This is a genomic window from Herbidospora solisilvae (genome assembly GCF_009901565.1).
Lineage (GTDB): Bacteria > Actinomycetota > Actinomycetes > Streptosporangiales > Streptosporangiaceae > Herbidospora > Herbidospora solisilvae.
On record NZ_WXEW01000004.1, the window covers coordinates 362,517 to 376,450 of the forward strand.

At 70.3% G+C, this 13,934-nt stretch carries 18 protein-coding genes and 1 pseudogene; 7 read left to right on the plus strand and 12 right to left on the minus strand.

The features are described 5' to 3' along the window. Positions 1-11: 11 nt before the first annotated feature. Positions 12-926 carry an NADP-dependent oxidoreductase gene (locus GT755_RS15020; protein WP_161480333.1) on the minus strand — a complete coding sequence of 305 codons (915 nt, stop codon included), beginning with the start codon at positions 924-926 and terminating at the stop codon, positions 12-14. Between the two features lie 15 nt (positions 927-941). Continuing rightward, the gene (locus GT755_RS15025; RefSeq protein WP_161480334.1) at positions 942-1,700 is read right to left on the minus strand and encodes an SDR family NAD(P)-dependent oxidoreductase; all 759 of its coding nucleotides are present in this window, start codon (positions 1,698-1,700) and stop codon (positions 942-944) included. A 77-nt stretch (positions 1,701-1,777) separates the two neighbouring features. Between GT755_RS15025 and GT755_RS15030 the strand changes: the two genes are divergently transcribed. Continuing rightward, complete coding sequence (locus GT755_RS15030) at positions 1,778-1,984, plus strand: TOBE domain-containing protein (protein ID WP_161480335.1); 207 nt, start codon at positions 1,778-1,780, stop codon at positions 1,982-1,984. Positions 1,985-1,998: 14 nt separating this feature from the next. Here the strand turns inward: GT755_RS15030 and GT755_RS15035 are convergent, their stop codons facing one another. The 3 genes from GT755_RS15035 to GT755_RS40555 are packed head-to-tail and all read right to left on the minus strand — an operon-like array spanning position 1,999 to position 3,175. After that, positions 1,999-2,406 carry a VOC family protein gene (locus GT755_RS15035; protein ID WP_161480336.1) on the minus strand — a complete coding sequence of 136 codons (408 nt, stop codon included), beginning with the start codon at positions 2,404-2,406 and terminating at the stop codon, positions 1,999-2,001. Beyond that, the gene (locus GT755_RS15040) at positions 2,403-2,870 is read right to left on the minus strand and encodes an SRPBCC domain-containing protein (RefSeq protein ID WP_161480337.1); all 468 of its coding nucleotides are present in this window, start codon (positions 2,868-2,870) and stop codon (positions 2,403-2,405) included. Before GT755_RS15040 ends, GT755_RS15035 begins: the two co-directional genes overlap by 4 nt. Further along, a complete protein-coding gene (locus tag GT755_RS40555) occupies positions 2,867-3,175 on the minus strand; it encodes an ArsR/SmtB family transcription factor (RefSeq protein ID WP_202610041.1) in 309 nt (102 codons plus the stop codon). Before GT755_RS40555 ends, GT755_RS15040 begins: the two co-directional genes overlap by 4 nt. 77 nt (positions 3,176-3,252) lie before the next feature. Here GT755_RS40555 and GT755_RS15050 point away from each other — a divergent pair, with 77 nt between their 5' ends. Together GT755_RS15050 and GT755_RS15055 are read left to right on the plus strand one after the other, a co-directional pair. Next, entirely contained in the window at positions 3,253-4,641 is a 1,389-nt protein-coding gene (locus tag GT755_RS15050) for a hypothetical protein (protein WP_161480338.1), read from the plus strand. An 11-nt stretch (positions 4,642-4,652) separates the two neighbouring features. Continuing rightward, positions 4,653-5,120, plus strand: a complete 468-nt coding sequence (locus tag GT755_RS15055; protein WP_161480339.1) for a hypothetical protein — start codon at positions 4,653-4,655, stop codon at positions 5,118-5,120. Between the two features lie 72 nt (positions 5,121-5,192). Here GT755_RS15055 and GT755_RS15060 read toward each other — a convergent pair whose 3' ends face one another. Continuing rightward, entirely contained in the window at positions 5,193-6,383 is a 1,191-nt protein-coding gene (locus tag GT755_RS15060; protein ID WP_161480340.1) for an ROK family protein, read from the minus strand. Positions 6,384-6,563: 180 nt separating this feature from the next. Between GT755_RS15060 and GT755_RS15065 the strand changes: the two genes are divergently transcribed. Genes GT755_RS15065 through GT755_RS40560 form a run of 3 tightly spaced genes read left to right on the plus strand, consistent with a single transcriptional unit; the run spans position 6,564 to position 9,628 of the window. Then, the gene (locus tag GT755_RS15065) at positions 6,564-7,790 is read left to right on the plus strand and encodes an ABC transporter substrate-binding protein (RefSeq protein WP_161480341.1); all 1,227 of its coding nucleotides are present in this window, start codon (positions 6,564-6,566) and stop codon (positions 7,788-7,790) included. 27 nt (positions 7,791-7,817) lie between these two features. After that, entirely contained in the window at positions 7,818-8,786 is a 969-nt protein-coding gene (locus GT755_RS39545) for a carbohydrate ABC transporter permease (protein ID WP_161480342.1), read from the plus strand. Then, positions 8,783-9,628 carry a carbohydrate ABC transporter permease gene (locus GT755_RS40560; RefSeq protein ID WP_161480343.1) on the plus strand — a complete coding sequence of 282 codons (846 nt, stop codon included), beginning with the start codon at positions 8,783-8,785 and terminating at the stop codon, positions 9,626-9,628. The genes GT755_RS39545 and GT755_RS40560 overlap by 4 nt, the downstream gene beginning before the upstream one ends. 109 nt (positions 9,629-9,737) lie before the next feature. Here GT755_RS40560 and GT755_RS15080 read toward each other — a convergent pair whose 3' ends face one another. The 4 genes from GT755_RS15080 to GT755_RS15090 form a co-directional block, all read right to left on the minus strand. After that, on the minus strand, positions 9,738-10,328 hold the full coding sequence (locus GT755_RS15080; RefSeq protein ID WP_161480344.1) for a DUF6461 domain-containing protein: 591 nt from the start codon (positions 10,326-10,328) through the stop codon (positions 9,738-9,740). Then, positions 10,328-10,534, minus strand: coding sequence for a hypothetical protein (locus GT755_RS15085; RefSeq protein WP_161480345.1), 207 nt, complete (start codon positions 10,532-10,534; stop codon positions 10,328-10,330). Before GT755_RS15085 ends, GT755_RS15080 begins: the two co-directional genes overlap by 1 nt. After that, positions 10,531-10,659, minus strand: coding sequence for a hypothetical protein (locus GT755_RS40565; protein WP_268903280.1), 129 nt, complete (start codon positions 10,657-10,659; stop codon positions 10,531-10,533). The genes GT755_RS15085 and GT755_RS40565 overlap by 4 nt, the downstream gene beginning before the upstream one ends. Before the next feature lie 69 nt (positions 10,660-10,728). Continuing rightward, positions 10,729-11,331 carry a hypothetical protein gene (locus GT755_RS15090; RefSeq protein WP_161480346.1) on the minus strand — a complete coding sequence of 201 codons (603 nt, stop codon included), beginning with the start codon at positions 11,329-11,331 and terminating at the stop codon, positions 10,729-10,731. A 44-nt stretch (positions 11,332-11,375) separates the two neighbouring features. Between GT755_RS15090 and GT755_RS41725 the strand changes: the two are divergent. After that, positions 11,376-11,535, plus strand: a pseudogene (locus tag GT755_RS41725) (IS982 family transposase); the annotation flags it as partial. Between the two features lie 31 nt (positions 11,536-11,566). On the opposite strand, the gene GT755_RS15100 reads toward GT755_RS41725, so the two are convergent. Both GT755_RS15100 and GT755_RS15105 read right to left on the minus strand, forming a co-directional pair. After that, entirely contained in the window at positions 11,567-12,505 is a 939-nt protein-coding gene (locus tag GT755_RS15100; RefSeq protein ID WP_328794349.1) for a hydroxyacid dehydrogenase, read from the minus strand. After that, positions 12,502-13,887: an aldehyde dehydrogenase family protein gene (locus GT755_RS15105; protein WP_161480348.1), complete on the minus strand. Its 1,386-nt coding sequence runs from the start codon at positions 13,885-13,887 to the stop codon at positions 12,502-12,504. The genes GT755_RS15100 and GT755_RS15105 overlap by 4 nt, the downstream gene beginning before the upstream one ends. Between the last annotated feature and the right edge of the window lie 47 nt (positions 13,888-13,934).

Sequence of the window (13,934 nt, forward strand, 5' to 3'; positions counted from 1 at the left end):
CCGCGAAGCGCTCACGCGGTGATGACGATCTTGCCTTGTGCGTGCCCGTTCTCGACCTCCCTCAACGCCCGGTCGGCCTGGTCGAGCGGATAGGTCGCGGTCACGTGCGGGTCGAGCACGCCGTCGGCCACCAGGTCGGCGACCGCGCCCAGCACCTCCTTGGTGCGGGCCCGCGCGACCGGCTTGCCGCCGAGGTCCCTGGCCGTGGTCTGGTCTCCGGCGGAGATCAGCTTCGAGTGGTCCTTCAGCACCGGCGCGACCTCGCGGAGCGCGTCGCCGCCGACCAGGTCGTAGATGCCGTCGACGCCCTGCGGGGCCACCGCGCGCACCCGCTCGGCGACGCCGGGGCCCGGTTCCACGTACGCCGCCCCGAGCGACTCGACGAACCCCCGTTTGGCCGGGTCGGCGGTGCCGATCACGCGCACCCCGGCGTGCCGGGCGATCTGCGCGGCGGCCGTGCCGACGCCCCCGCCGATACCGGTGATCAGCAGGGTGCCGCCGCGCGGCAGGCCGAGCTGTCGGACGCCGTCGTAGGCCGTGGCGGCGGCGACCGGCAGGGTGGCGGCGTCCTCGAACGACACCACGTCGGGCTTGCGCGCCAGGCCCGACGCCGGGAGGACGGCGTACTCGGCGTAGCCGCCCTTCAGCGGGCTGCCGAAGACGGCCTCGCCCGGCTTGAGCCCGGTGACGCCGGGGCCGATCTCGGCGATGACCCCGGCGACCTCGTTGCCGAAGACGGCCGGGAAGTGGTCGGGGTTGACGCCCGGCCCGCGCCAGCCGGTGCGGCGCTTCCAGTCGGCCGGGTTGACCCCGGCGGCCTTGACCCTGACGACGACCTGGCCCGGTCCGGCGGTCGGTTTGGGCAGGTCGGCGAACTCCTCGACCTCGGGGCCGCCGTACTCCCGGTACACGTAGGCTTTCGGCATCTCGCCCTCCTCGGCTTACCGTTCCTGCTCCGTCGGCCGGATGAGCACCTCGTTGATCGCGACGTGCCGGGGCCGGGTCACGATGTACGCGATGGCGTCGGCGATGTCCTCCGGCTGCATGCGCTCGACGTCGCCGAAGGTGCTCCTGATGCCCTCCAGCACCTCGGGCCGGTTGTGCCCGGCCAGCTCGGTCTCCACCGCGCCCGGCTCGACCAGCGAGATCCGCACGTGCTTGCGGGTGACCTCCTGCCGCAGCGCCTCGCTGAACGCGCCGACGCCGTGCTTGGTGAGGTTGTAGACGCCGCTCCCGCTGCGGGCGATGCGCCCGGCGACCGAGGAGACGTTGACCATGTCGGCGACGTAGCGGGGCCCGTCGTCGGCGGCCCTGATCAGGTGCGGCAGCGCGGCGTGCGCGCAGTAGAGCAGGCCCAGGACGTTGACCTCGACCATTCGCTGCCATTCGGAGACGGGCGCGTCCTGCGCGGGCCCGAGCAGCATGACCCCGGCGTTGTTGACCAGGGTGTCGATCCGGCCGAGCTCGGAGGCGGTGCGCTCGACGGCCGCGCGGGCCTGCGCCTCGTCGGTCACATCGGCCTCGATCACCAGGACCCGGCCTCCGTCCTTGCCGATCCGGGCGGCCAGGTCCTCAAGACGTTCCCGCCGCCGGGCGACCGCCGCGACCGCGGCGCCCTGGTGGGCGAGCGCCACAGCGGCGGCCTCCCCGATTCCGCTCGACGCCCCGGTGACCAGGGCGACCGTGCCGTCAAGGCGCATGACTTACCCCTTTCGTCCGTTCCCCAGTCTACGGACAGGGTGTTTTCCGCCCCCGTGAGCCCGGGCACAGGACGATCATGAAACTGAGTGCACGGAACGCGATCCCGGCCGAGGTCACCGGGGTCACGCGGGGCGAGGCCACCGCCAACGTCGAGTTGTCGGCGGGCGGCCTCCGGCTGGTCGCGTCGATCACCGCCGAGGCGGCCGAGGAGCTCGGACTGGCGGTCGGCAGCCGGGTCACGGCGATCGTGAAGGCCTCCGACGTGATCCTGGCGACCGGCTGACGACCCGTGGGCGGTCAGCCTCGTGAGGAGATCTGCTGCACCGCCCACCCGTTCCCGTCGGGGTCGTCGAAGAACACGAAACCGACGTTGTCGAGGGGATCGGGCACCGGATGGGGGTTCTCCCCGATCGTCTGTACGCCGGTCACCTCGACCCCCCGCTCCACCAGCAGCGCGTGCGCCTTCCGGATGTCCGGCACCACAAGCTGGAGCCCCCGCAGCGACCCCGGCGGCATCTGCGGCACCGCCCCCTTCCCGATCACGATCGAGCACCCCGACCCGGGCGGGGTCAGCTGCACGATCCTGACGTCGTCGCCGAACGCCGTGTCGTGGTCGACGGCGAAGCCCAGCCGGTCGGCGTAGAAGGCCTTGGCCCGGTCGACGTCCGACACGGGGACGACGACCACTTCGAGGGTCCAGTTCATGCCTGTCCTTCCAACAGCAGATCGATTCTCGTGTACGCCTCCGCCATGCCCCTGGCCATCGGGTAACGCAGCGCGGTCGCCCGGCCGGCTGGGGTGGCGTAGCGGATCGTGGTGGTGAGCAGGGTCGCGGCCCCCTCCTCGGTGAGGTCGTGGGTGATCACGGTGACCCCTGGATACGACTGGTCGTCGAAGACCTCGCTGACCGTGATCGAGACGGGCGGCTCGACGGCCCGCACCTCCCCGCGCTGCGTCATCCGCGCCCCGCCCGGCCCCTCGGAGACGAACAGGTATGCGGCCCCCACGGCGGCCTCGAACGAACACTCCACCAGCCGCCACCCCCGCGCCCCGTACCACTGGACGAGCAGGCCGGGCACGGTGAGCGCGGCGAACACCCGGTCGCGGGGCGCGGCGAACCGGCGGGTGACGACGAGCTCCCGGTCGCCCCGGGTGAGGACGTCGGTCATTCCATGCCCTTCAGCAGGGAGTCGAGCCGCTGGAAGCTCTCCTCCCAGTAGTCGCGGTAACCGGCCAGCCATTCGGTCGCCTCACGCAGCGGTCCGGCGGCCAGGCGGCAGGGGCGGCGCTGGGCGTCTCTCCCCCGGGTGATCAGGCCCGCCTTCTCCAGGACCTTGAGGTGCTTGGAGACGGCCGGCTGGCTCATCGCGAACGGGGCGGCCAGTTCGGTCACCGTGGCCTCGCCCTGCGCGAGCCGGGCCAGGATCGCCCGGCGGGTGGGGTCGGCCAGGGCGGCGAACGTGGCGTCCAGCATGGGCAGATAACCTTTCAGTTATTTAACAGGATGGTTTTATACCACTCCGTCGGCGGGGCTCGCTAGGGTTGCCGCCCATGCGCCGGAGATCATCCCTCTACCTGACCCTCGCCTCCGTGATCTCGGCGGGCTCCCTCCTCCACCGGCCGGCACGAAGCGACGTGCGGATCTGGGCGTTCCCCGGCTTCGGCAACTGCCTGGGAGGCGACCTCCACTTCGCGATCATGCGCCACCTTTCGCAGCTCGACGAGCCCGCCTGGACCGGCGGAGCACCCGGTCTCCTCGGTCTCGGAGTGCTCGGCGCGGGTCTCATCGAGGTCCTGGTCCACAGCGGGCTCGCCCTGGTCATGCTGGCCGCGGTGGTGCTGGCCGCTGGAGGCGGATCACGGCCCGCACGGGTGGCGGTCCGGATCATGGGATGGTGGCTGGTGATCGGCCACGGCCTGCGGTTCGCGCTGCTCGCGCTCGACGTGGCGAGCGCCCCGGCGTGCTTCGAGACGGCGTGGCTCGGCTGGGACGGGGTCCGGGCGCTCGGGCCGTCCGACGCGCTGGGGGTGCTGAACGGGTGCCTCCTGCTGGCCGCCGCCCGGCGACGGCCCGGCGCGGCCGCGCGGCTGCTGTCCCGGCCACGGGTGCGCCGCGGGTTCGTGCGCCTGACGGCGGCCGGGCTGATCGCCAGCCTCGTGCAGACCGACGGGCACCGGGGCGCCGTCGCCGCCCACGACTGCGCCGCCCTGACGTACGGCGACGACATCGCGGTCGGCGAGGCCGCGTACCTGTGCGGCATGCGCGGCGGCGGGCGTTTCGCCGGGATCCCCGACCGCGACCTGGTCGCCTACGGACGGGCCGCCTGCGCGCGCTATCCCCTCAGGGCGGAGTCGGTCTACGACCTCGCCCCGATCTGCCCCCTCGCCCACCGCGACGCGACCGCGCTGATCCTCTCGGAGACGGTGACCTATGACCTGGCCGACGCGGCCTCCGAGGTCTTCTGCGACCTCAACCGCCATCGCCCGCTGATCCGCCCGGCCCATGTGGCGAGCGACCTTACGTGGACCGACTACGGCGCCATCGAGTCGTGGGAGCCCGACGTGGCGGAGGAGAGCGCCGGAGACCCGCCGGAGGGCCCGCTCATCGCCGCCGCGCCCGGCGTGCTCGCACTGAACGTCGACCCCGACTTCGACGTCTGCCTGACCGCCGAGGTCTATCCAAGGCGGCCCCCGCTGGAGACGAAGGGCTGGGAGCAGGTCGTCGAGGTCGGCTACCGGAGTTCCACGGGCCATCTGGAGCTGAACGACCCGATAGGCGGCGGCCACGGGCTGAAGGTGCCCGGCCTGCGGCGCGGCGACTACCGGATCAGGGCCCACTTCCGGCCGACGGACGGCTACCAGCCGCAGCTCCTGCTGCTGATGATCTTCCCGGGGAAGGGCGGCCACCGCCGGGAGTTCCCTGTCGGCCGCCACCGCTAGATTGTGCGCCCATGTCCTGGAGATCCCTGATCTACTTCGCCCTGGCGTTCTGCGTGTCGATGGCCAACATGGTCGCGGGCGGGGGCGCGCTGACGGGGCCGCTCGCCTACGTCGACCCCGACGGCGAGTGTGCCTACACACCGGAGGAGACCGGTGCCGGGCCTTCCGTCGATCAGGTGGTGTCCGTCTCCGCCGCCCCCGCGATCGTGGTGGCCGGCCTCCTCGTCCTGGCCCTGGCCACCACCCACGGCCGGGCCCGGCTCGGCCGGGTGACGGTCCGGGCGCTGGCGGGGGTGCTGCTGCTGACGGGCGGCTACGGCACCGTGACCTTCCTCTTCAACTTGATCGCCTACTCCGACTGCTACTACGGCCTGGGCGGCGACGTGAGCGAACTGGTCTACTTCGTGGCCCCGGCAGTGCCCCCCGCGGTCGCCGCGACGGCCATGGTCCTGGCCGCCGCCCGCGACGACCGGCCGTGACGGTCGTTCTGTCGGCTCCCGCAGCCGGTCTTCGTCGTGCCGGAACCTTAGTTCAACACTTTGACATAAGCATCAACTGGCCACGTGCAGTCGCAGTGGAGCGCTCGCGTCGAGGAACTCCTCCAGCACCAGCGTGGCCGCTCCCATGGCGACCGCGTCGGGGCCCAGTTCGCCCAGCACGATCGAGGTCGCGTTGTAGGGCTGGGTGAGGGAGTTCTCCCCCACCACGACGCGGATCTGGTCGAGGTGCCGTTCGCCGATCATCAGGCCGGCCCAGCCGCCGATCAGTATGCGCTCCGGGTTCAGCATGTTGATCAGGTTCGCCAGACCGGTCCCCAGGTAGGTGAGCGTCTCGTCGACGACCGGACCGCCGTCGGCGAGCACCCGGCCGAGCGCCGACGGCCAGTCGGTCGTCTGGGCCGGCACCCCGGCCCTGGCCAGCAGCCCTTCTGCCCCGATGTAGGCCTCCAGGCAGCCGCGCGAGCCGCAGCGGCACGGGCGGCCGTTCATCTCGATCTTGGTGTGGCCCCATTCGCCGGCGGAGTTCGAGGTCCCGCGCACGGCCTGGCCGTCGGCCACCACCGTGGCCCCGACACCCGAGCCGATCAGCACGATCACCGCGTGGTCGGCCCCCCGGCCGGCCCCGAACCACAACTCGGCCTGACCCATCGTCTTGGCGCCGTTGTCGATGAAGACGGGCAGGGAGGTGCCGGCCCGCATCAGCGCGCCCAGCGGGACGCCGTCCCAGCCGAAGGTCTTGGCGTGGATGAGCGCGTCGGAGGCGCCGCGCTCGACGATCCCGGGCACCCCGATGCCGACGCCGAGCACCTGGGCGGCGGTCACCTGGCCGTCGGCCAGCACGACGTCGATCCCGGCCAGGATCCGCCGCGCGACCAGCTCGATGTCGTGGTGGGAGGGCCGGAGGGTGTAGTCGACCCGGGCCTTCTCGGTCATCTCCAGGTCGAAGAGCTCGACCCTCACGTGGGTCTCGGCGACGTCGACGCCGATGAGGTAGGCGTACACGGGATTGACCCGGAGCAGCACCCTCGGCCGGCCGCCGTCGCTGTCGACCTGACCGGCCTCCATGAGGATCTTCTCGGTCAAAAGGTCGCCGGTCATGGTGCTGATGGTCGCCGCGCTCAGGCCGGTGAGGCCGGTCAGCTCATGTCGGCTGCGGGGACCGCCGAAGTACAGCGTCCGCAGCAGCATGCCGCGGTTCCCCTTCCGGACGTCCCTGACCGTCTTGCGCTCCGGCCTTGCCATGGGCCTGTCCTCCCGTTTTCTGCCGACATGTTAGTTCAATGCGTGAACGAAACGGCTACCAGGCAAGTGCCGCCGCACAGGGTAGCGGGTGTCGCGTTACCAAAGCGTTTCCGACGAGGGACTGATCTTTTTTTGCGTCTTACATTATCGTCTGTTCAACCCCCCGAGAAGGAGATGGAAATGATCAGGAGAGTCACTGGGGCGGCTGCCGCAGCGGTGCTGCTCGCCGGGCTCGCCGCCTGCGGCGGCGGCTCCGAGGAGGGCGGCGCGGGCTCTGCCACGGAGTTGACCTACTGGATGTTCCAGGACCGCACCCCTCAGGCCGGCGAGGTGGTCGAGAAGATCCGCACGGACTTCGAGAAGGCCAACCCCGGGGTCAAGGTGAACATCGTCAAGATCCCCAAGGACGACTACAACACCAAGCTCGGCTCCGCCCTCGCCGGCAACACGGTCCCCGACGTCGGGATCCTCGACCAGCCCCTGGTCTCCCGCTTCGCGCAGGAGGGCACCATCAAGGAGGTCCCGGCCGGCACCCTCAATGAGGCCGACTTCTGGGAGGGCGCGCTCAACACCAACAAGGTGGGCGGCAAGCTCTACGGCTTCCCGATCGACCACACCGCGGTCGCCCTCTTCTACAACAAGGCGCTGGTCCCGACCCCGCCGAAGACGTGGGACGAGCTCAAGTCGATCAGCGCCGCGATCCACCAGAAGGACCCGAAGGTGGCCGGCATCGTGGTGCCGAAGGGCGACGGCTACGGCGCCTGGATGTGGCCGGGCGTGGTCGGCGGAGCCGGCGGCCAGATGGTCGACGAGGCGAACAAGAAGATCCTGTTCGACCAGGCGCCGGCGGTCGAGGCGCTCCAGCTCTGGGTCGACCTGCTGCCGTCCTCGCCCCGTGAGATCACCGACTCCGACCAGGCGTTCGCCAACGGCCTCGCGGGCATGATGATCTCCGGTCCGTGGGACGTCGCCACGATCAAGGACCAGTTCCCCGACCTCGACTTCAACGTCGCCCCGCTGCCGTACAAGACGACCCCGGCGGGCAACATCGGCGGCGAGAACGCGGTCGTGTTCACGAAGGGCAAGAACGAGCAGCTCGCGTGGAAGTGGCTGCAGCACCTGACCAACTCCACCAACAACACCGTGCTGGCCCAGGCCCTGGGCGGCTTCCCGGTCAACAAGGAGGCCGCCGAGCGCGACGCCGCCACGTTCGGCGAGCAGCAGCAGGCCTTCCTGGAGCAGCTCAAGGTGGCGCAGGCCCGTCCGGCCCTCCCGCAGTGGATCCAGATCAACGACGAGATCATCGCCCCGGCCCTGGAGTCGGCGCTGAGCGGCAAGATGACCGCCCAGGAGGCGCTCACCGACGCGGCCAACAAGACCCGCGCCCTGCTCGGCTGGAACAGCTAGCCCAGTCATCACGGAAGCGAGGCAACCGTGGCATCTCCGGTCGTGGCCCAGCGGCCCGCCGAGACGCCGGCCAGGCCCGGACGGCGCCGCCGTCCGGGCATCGGCAGGCGTGACCACCTGATCGGGTGGCTCCTCATCGCCCCCGCGCTGGTGTACTTCATCATCTTCCTGCTCTATCCGGCCCTGGCGGCCCTGTACTACAGCTTCACCGAGTGGGACCTGCACTCCGCGCCGATCTGGGTGGGGCTGCAGAACTACACCGACCTGTTCTTCGACGACGTGAAGTATCCGCACTTCTGGAAGTCGATCCAGGTCACCCTGCAGTACACGCTCGTCGCGGTGCCGCTGACGCTGGTGGCGGCGCTGGGCCAGGCGCTGCTGATCAACGCCATCCGGCGCGGCTCGAACCTGTTCCGACTGCTGCTGTTCCTGCCCGTCGTGACCGCGGAGGCGGCGGTCGGCGCCATCTGGCGCTGGCTCTACGACCCGCAGTACGGCCTGGTCAACGCCGTGCTCGGACTGGTGGGCATCCCCCGGCAGAACTGGCTGAACACCCCGGAGCTGGTCATCCCGGCGCTGGCCTTCATCGCCGCCTGGCAGTGCGGCATCTCGATGATCATCTACCTGGCCGGGCTGAAGAGCATCCCCGAGTCGATCAGGGAGGCGGCGGTCATCGACGGCGCGGGCCCGGTGCAGCGCTTCTTCAAGGTGACGGTCCCGATGCTCCGCCCGACCACGTTCTACCTCGTCGTGACCGGCATCATCGCCGCGCTCCAGGTCTTCGGGCTCGTGTACGTCATCTTCAGCGGCGGCGGCAACCGGAGCGTCACCGGCGGCCCCGAGCAGTCGGGCCTGGCCTACGTGCTGCACATCTACCTGTACGCGTTCCGCTACAACGCGATGGGCGCCGCCTGCGCGATGTCGTTCATCCTCCTGGTCTTCATCATGATCATCACGTTCGTGCAGTTCAAGTTCATGAAGCAGGAGGCGTCGTGAACCAGAAGACGGTGCGCCGCCTGCCCATCTACATCGCGCTGATCCTGCTGGCGCTGGTGTCGGTCGTCCCGTTCGTGTGGATGCTCGCGACGTCGTTCAAGAACGGCCCCGACGTCTACACCCAGGTGCCGCAGCTCCTCCCGCTGGACAAGAAGACCGGCGAGTGGAACCCCACGCTGGGGAACTACGAGTACGTCTTCACCATCAGCGGCCTGGGCACGGCGTTCTGGAACAGCGTGTGGATCACCTGCGTGCTGGTCCCGCTGAAGCTGCTGATCGACGCCCTGGCGGCCTACGCGTTCGCGCGCATCCCGTTCCCGGGCCGGGACAAGATCTTCGTCCTGATGCTGGCCGGCATGATGGTGCCGACGATCACCCTGCTGGTGCCGCGTCTGCACGTCACGCAGTTGCTCGGCGTCTACGACTCGCCGTGGGGCATCATCCTGCCCAACGTGGCCTCGGTGCTGGACATCTTCCTCATGCGCCAGTTCTTCCGCACACTTCCGGTCGAACTGGAGGAAGCCGCCCGCATCGACGGCGCGGGCCGGATGGCCATCTTCTGGCGGGTGATCCTGCCGCTGTCGAAGCCGGTGCTGGCCGTTGTGACGATCACCAGCTTCATCTTCCACTGGAACGACCTGGTGTGGCCGCTGATCGTGCTCAACAGCCCCGACCTCTACACGCTGCCGCTGGCCTTGCAGCAGCTCGCGAGCACGGAGTCGGGCCGGGCCTACTACATCATGGCGGGCGCGGCGCTCGCGGTGATCCCGGTCATGGTCGTGCTGCTGATCTTCCAGCGGCGCATCATGCAGGGCATCGCGTTCTCGGGCCTGAAGAGCTAGAGGCTTCTCAGACGTGCGGAGGGTGTCCGGCATCGGGTCGTGACCACCGAAACAGACACCCTCTCAACGGAAGATCCGGCGGCATCGTGGACGGCCGCCCCGACCGCGACTACGGCGCGATCGCCGCCGGACGCGGGATCGAGTAGGTCGTGTGGGGGGCGTCCAGCCACTCGCGGTCGAGCCTGCGGCCGGTGACCCGGCCGATCACGGTCAGCGCCGAGGTGAAGCTCTCGGCGGGCTCGGCGTCGTCGATGTCGAAGCGCAGGCCGTCCATGAACGGGTCGAGGGCGGCCGGATCGGCGCCGTGGCGCTCGGCGGGAGAGAAGAGGTCGAAGGCGGTGACCACCTGGCCGCCGGCGGCGTACTTGAGGAAGGACGTGCCGTCCTCGTTCCACGAGACGGCGAACGCCCGCCCTCCTCCCCGCGTGAGGGTGACCAGCGCGTCCTCTTCGGTGGGACGCCAGTCGCCGATGAGCAGCGTCCAGTCGCCGATCGGGCCGGCCAACAGGGCGCCCTCGTCGTCTTCGTCGACCCAGCCCCAGCAGCCCTCGAAGCGGTCGGGCACCCCCGAGGCAGGGTCGCCCTTCAGCAGCGCGACCGCCTCTTCGACCGGCGTGCCCTCGACCCAGACGGCGTAGAACCAGTGCATCGGGACGTCACTTGGGTCATACGAGGCGAGTAGGCGGTAGAGGTCGTCCATCAGCCGAGGTCGATTCGCTCGTGGAACCCGCCGACGCCGCGTCCGGCGTCGGTCAGGCGGATCTCCCGGCTCCAGTGGGCGATCCGGCCGGTCTCAGCGGTGCGGCTCATCTCCCCGACGAGATGACCGGCGTGGACGTGCCCGAGGACCCGGCCGCGCTCCCGGGCCGGCCGGTCGACCTCGGCGAACAGCAGGGCGCCGGTCATGCCGGGATCGAGGCATTGGTGGTCTTCACCGTCTCCGGCCGGAACCCGGGCAGCGCGTCGGGATGGCCGTCGAGCTCCCGGCCGGCTGGACCTGCTCCATAGGAGAAGATCAACTGATCGGACAATCCGGCTCCTTTGGAACACGACATCGGCGGCCCGGCCAAGATAACCGGAAATATCCCGACCCGGCTCGTTCACGCTTCCGGGGAGACGGGGTGGAGGGTCCGGGTCGTCGAGAACCAGGGCCGGTCGATGAAACGGCCGGTTATCCGTCCCATCATGACTAGGAAGCGGTCGAACGTCTCGGCGTCGCTCAAGTCCCCCACGAGTTCGAGCCCGCGCCCGTGGGCCGCGAACTCCTCGACCTCCACCTTGCCTCCTGGCTCAGACGGTGGGTACACATCTCCGATGTAGTCGCCGTCTCGCAGGTAGATCAGGTGGCCGGGGTGGACGACCTCGTGGAAATAGGCCTCCAGGACACGCCGCCCACCCGAACTCAACGCCTCGACGATCTCCGGCGGCACCGATCCGCGGTTGACGGTGAGGACGACCGACCAGCCCGGCGCGTGCTCCCCGACCCAGACGACCGGCGTCCTCGGGTTGACGCCAGACGACCGCATGGCCGTGGGGAAGTCGCACGGTGCACCGGAATCAGGCTCAACACCCATGCGCCGGGCGATCTCGCCGACGTCTTCGGTGTCCACCCACAGGCAGTTGAACGACTCCAGATGGTGCTCCACCAGGAGAACCCACTGGCTTTCCTCCGGAAGAGCATTCTCTGCGATCTGCATCGTCATTCTTTCACTCGTATTCGACGGAATGACGACGGTGCGGCACACCTCGTCCGGGAGAGCCGCTGCTCAGGACGGTCCGGCAGCTGATCGACTCATGAACAGCACGGCGGCCGGACCATTGAGGGCGTCGGTGTCCGAATGGTTCAGCGGATCCTGGCACCGACCTGCGCGATCTGGCAAAACCGCGCCACAGGACCAGATCCCTGATCGCTTACGAGAGCCATTCGGAACTACTCGTCTAGGCCTGACGCGACAGGACGCGCGGGTCGACCTCGTACCTGAGGGGGACACCGCGCCTCAGCCGTGCCACCTCCTCCAGCGCCGTCCGTCCCAGCCGCCCGACCTCCGACCCCAGCGCCCCCGCGACGTGCGGGGTGAGCACCACGTTGGGCAGGTCCCAGAGCGGCGAGTCGGGCGCGGGGGGCTCGGGGTCGGTGACGTCCAGGATCGCGGAGATCCGGCCGGTGCGGAGCTCCGCGATGAGCGCGGCCTCGTCCACGAGGGAACCCCGGGCGGTGTTGATGAGGGTCGCGCCGTCCTTGAGCGCCCGCAGGCGCTCCGCGCCGATGAGCCGGTACGTCTCCGGCGTGGCCGGGGCGTGGATCGACACCACGTCGCTGCGGCCGATCACGACGTCGAGGTCGTGGGTGACCAGGTCGTCGGCGTAGGGGTCGGCGACCAGCACCTCCAGGTCGAACGGCCGGAGCAGCTCGATGACCCGCCGGCCGACTCGGGAGGCGCCGACGACGCCGACGGTCTTGCGGTAGTTGCCGAGGTCGTTGTCCTGCGTCAGCAGGCCCAGGTCGCTGCGGGCCGCGCGGTATTCGCGGGCCAGTCGCGGCACGGCCTTGTTGGCCAGCAGGATCATCGCGAGGGTGTACTCGGCGACCGGGATCGCGTTGGCGTCGGCGGCCGAGCTGACCACGATGCCGCGCGCGAACACCTCAGGCGTGACGTGCCCCTTGATGCTCCCGGCGGCGTGCACGACGGCCTTCAGGTTCGGCGCGGCCTCCAGCGCCCCGCCGTCGAGGACGGGGCAGCCCCAGCCGGTCACCAGGATCTCCGTGCGGGCCAGCCGGGCCCGCGCCGCCGCGCTGCGGAACTCGGTCAGCGGCGGCTCGGGCAGGTCGAACAGCCGGACCGTGAGCTCCGGGTACATCGCGTAGTCGACGATCACCGCCGGGTCCATTCGGGCAGGTCGAGCGGCCCGCGCTGCACCCCGATCCACTGGCGGCGGGTGAACCCGGGCATCTGGTTCTCGGCGCCGTGCCGGGCGTGCGCGTCGTTGACGTGCACCTCCCCCGCGTTGAGCCGTTCGGCAACGGCCATGCCGCGCATCAGATCGCGGCTGAAGACGGAGTTCATCAGCATCGGATAGCCGTTGACCAGCCCGATCGCCTCCTCCTCTGTCGCCGCGACGGTGACCGGCAGCACCGGCCCGAAGATCTCCTCGGCGAACGCCGGCATGTCCGGGGTGACGCCGGTGAGCACGGTCGGCCGGTAGAACAGCCCGTCGTAGGTCGCGCCCGTGGCGACGACCGCCCCCTTCTCGACGGACGGCAGCACGATGCGCTCGTGCACGCGGTCGCGCTGCGCCTCGCTGATCAGCGGCCCGAGGTCGACGCCGTCGAAGGGGTTCCCGACGGTCAGCGCGGCGGCCTTGCGGGTGAGCGCGGCCACGTAGGCGTCGGCGACCGGTTCGAGCACGATGTGGCGGCTGGCGCTGATGCACGTCTGCCCCTGGAACTCCAGCGACGCGATCAGCGCGCACGACGCGGCCAGTTCGACGTCGGCGTCCTCGAGCACCACGAAGGCGTTGCTCCCGCCGAGTTCCAGCCGCACCGGCCGCAGGTCCCGGGCGGCCGACAGCGCGATGGCCGTGCCGACCTCGCGTGACCCGGTGAAGTCGAGCAGGTCGAGCCCCCGGTGCTCGGCCAGCGCGTGCCCCGCCTCCGGCCCGTCGCCCTCGACGACGTTGAAGACGCCCGGCGGCAGCCCGGCCGCGTCGGCCGCCTCGGCCAGCACCCGCCCGCCGATGATCGGCGTCAGCTCGGCCGGCTTGAGCACGATCGTGTTCCCGAACGCCAGCCCCGGCGCGACCGCCCGCATGGCCAGATTGACCGGATAGTTCCAGGGCGTGATGATCCCGAGCACCCCGAGCGGCACCGCCCGCGACAACGACAGTTTCCCCGCCTTGTACGGCTGGAGGACGTCCCCCGCCGTCCCGCACGCCTCCACCGCGGAGATGGCGAGCTGCTTCAGCCCGGCCGACACCTCGTCGACGGCCTTGGCCCGCACTCCCCCGGTCTCCCGCATGGACAACTCGACCAGCTCGTCGTAGCGCGACCGCAGGTGGTCGGCGAACGCCGTCAGGTAGGCGGCCCGCTCGGGCGCCCCGAGGGCGGCCCATCCCGGCTGGGCCCGGCGGGCGGCCGCGACGGCCCGGTCGACGTCGGCGGCGGTGCCGAGGGCGTATCGGCCGATCTCGGCTCCGGTGGCCTTCTCGTGCACGGGAGCGGTCTCAACGGCCGGGACGAAAGCCCCATCGATGTAGTGCATAGGCTATATTCTATACTTAAGCGTATATATAAAAATAAGTATTGACA

Excerpts from the sequence above, each read along its gene's own strand:
- GT755_RS15020 (WP_161480333.1), bottom strand. The coding sequence starts at position 926 with ATGCCGAAAGCCTACGTGTACCGGGAGTACGGCGGCCCCGAGGTCGAG.
- GT755_RS15025 (WP_161480334.1), bottom strand. The coding sequence starts at position 1,700 with ATGCGCCTTGACGGCACGGTCGCCCTGGTCACCGGGGCGTCGAGCGGA.
- GT755_RS15030 (WP_161480335.1), top strand. The coding sequence starts at position 1,778 with ATGAAACTGAGTGCACGGAACGCGATCCCGGCCGAGGTCACCGGGGTC.
- GT755_RS15035 (WP_161480336.1), bottom strand. The coding sequence starts at position 2,406 with ATGAACTGGACCCTCGAAGTGGTCGTCGTCCCCGTGTCGGACGTCGAC.
- GT755_RS15040 (WP_161480337.1), bottom strand. The coding sequence starts at position 2,870 with ATGACCGACGTCCTCACCCGGGGCGACCGGGAGCTCGTCGTCACCCGC.
- GT755_RS40555 (WP_202610041.1), bottom strand. The coding sequence starts at position 3,175 with ATGCTGGACGCCACGTTCGCCGCCCTGGCCGACCCCACCCGCCGGGCG.
- GT755_RS15050 (WP_161480338.1), top strand. The coding sequence starts at position 3,253 with ATGCGCCGGAGATCATCCCTCTACCTGACCCTCGCCTCCGTGATCTCG.
- GT755_RS15055 (WP_161480339.1), top strand. The coding sequence starts at position 4,653 with ATGTCCTGGAGATCCCTGATCTACTTCGCCCTGGCGTTCTGCGTGTCG.
- GT755_RS15060 (WP_161480340.1), bottom strand. The coding sequence starts at position 6,383 with ATGGCAAGGCCGGAGCGCAAGACGGTCAGGGACGTCCGGAAGGGGAAC.
- GT755_RS15065 (WP_161480341.1), top strand. The coding sequence starts at position 6,564 with ATGATCAGGAGAGTCACTGGGGCGGCTGCCGCAGCGGTGCTGCTCGCC.
- GT755_RS15080 (WP_161480344.1), bottom strand. The coding sequence starts at position 10,328 with ATGGACGACCTCTACCGCCTACTCGCCTCGTATGACCCAAGTGACGTC.
- GT755_RS15085 (WP_161480345.1), bottom strand. The coding sequence starts at position 10,534 with ATGACCGGCGCCCTGCTGTTCGCCGAGGTCGACCGGCCGGCCCGGGAG.
- GT755_RS15090 (WP_161480346.1), bottom strand. The coding sequence starts at position 11,331 with ATGACGATGCAGATCGCAGAGAATGCTCTTCCGGAGGAAAGCCAGTGG.
- GT755_RS15105 (WP_161480348.1), bottom strand. The coding sequence starts at position 13,887 with ATGCACTACATCGATGGGGCTTTCGTCCCGGCCGTTGAGACCGCTCCC.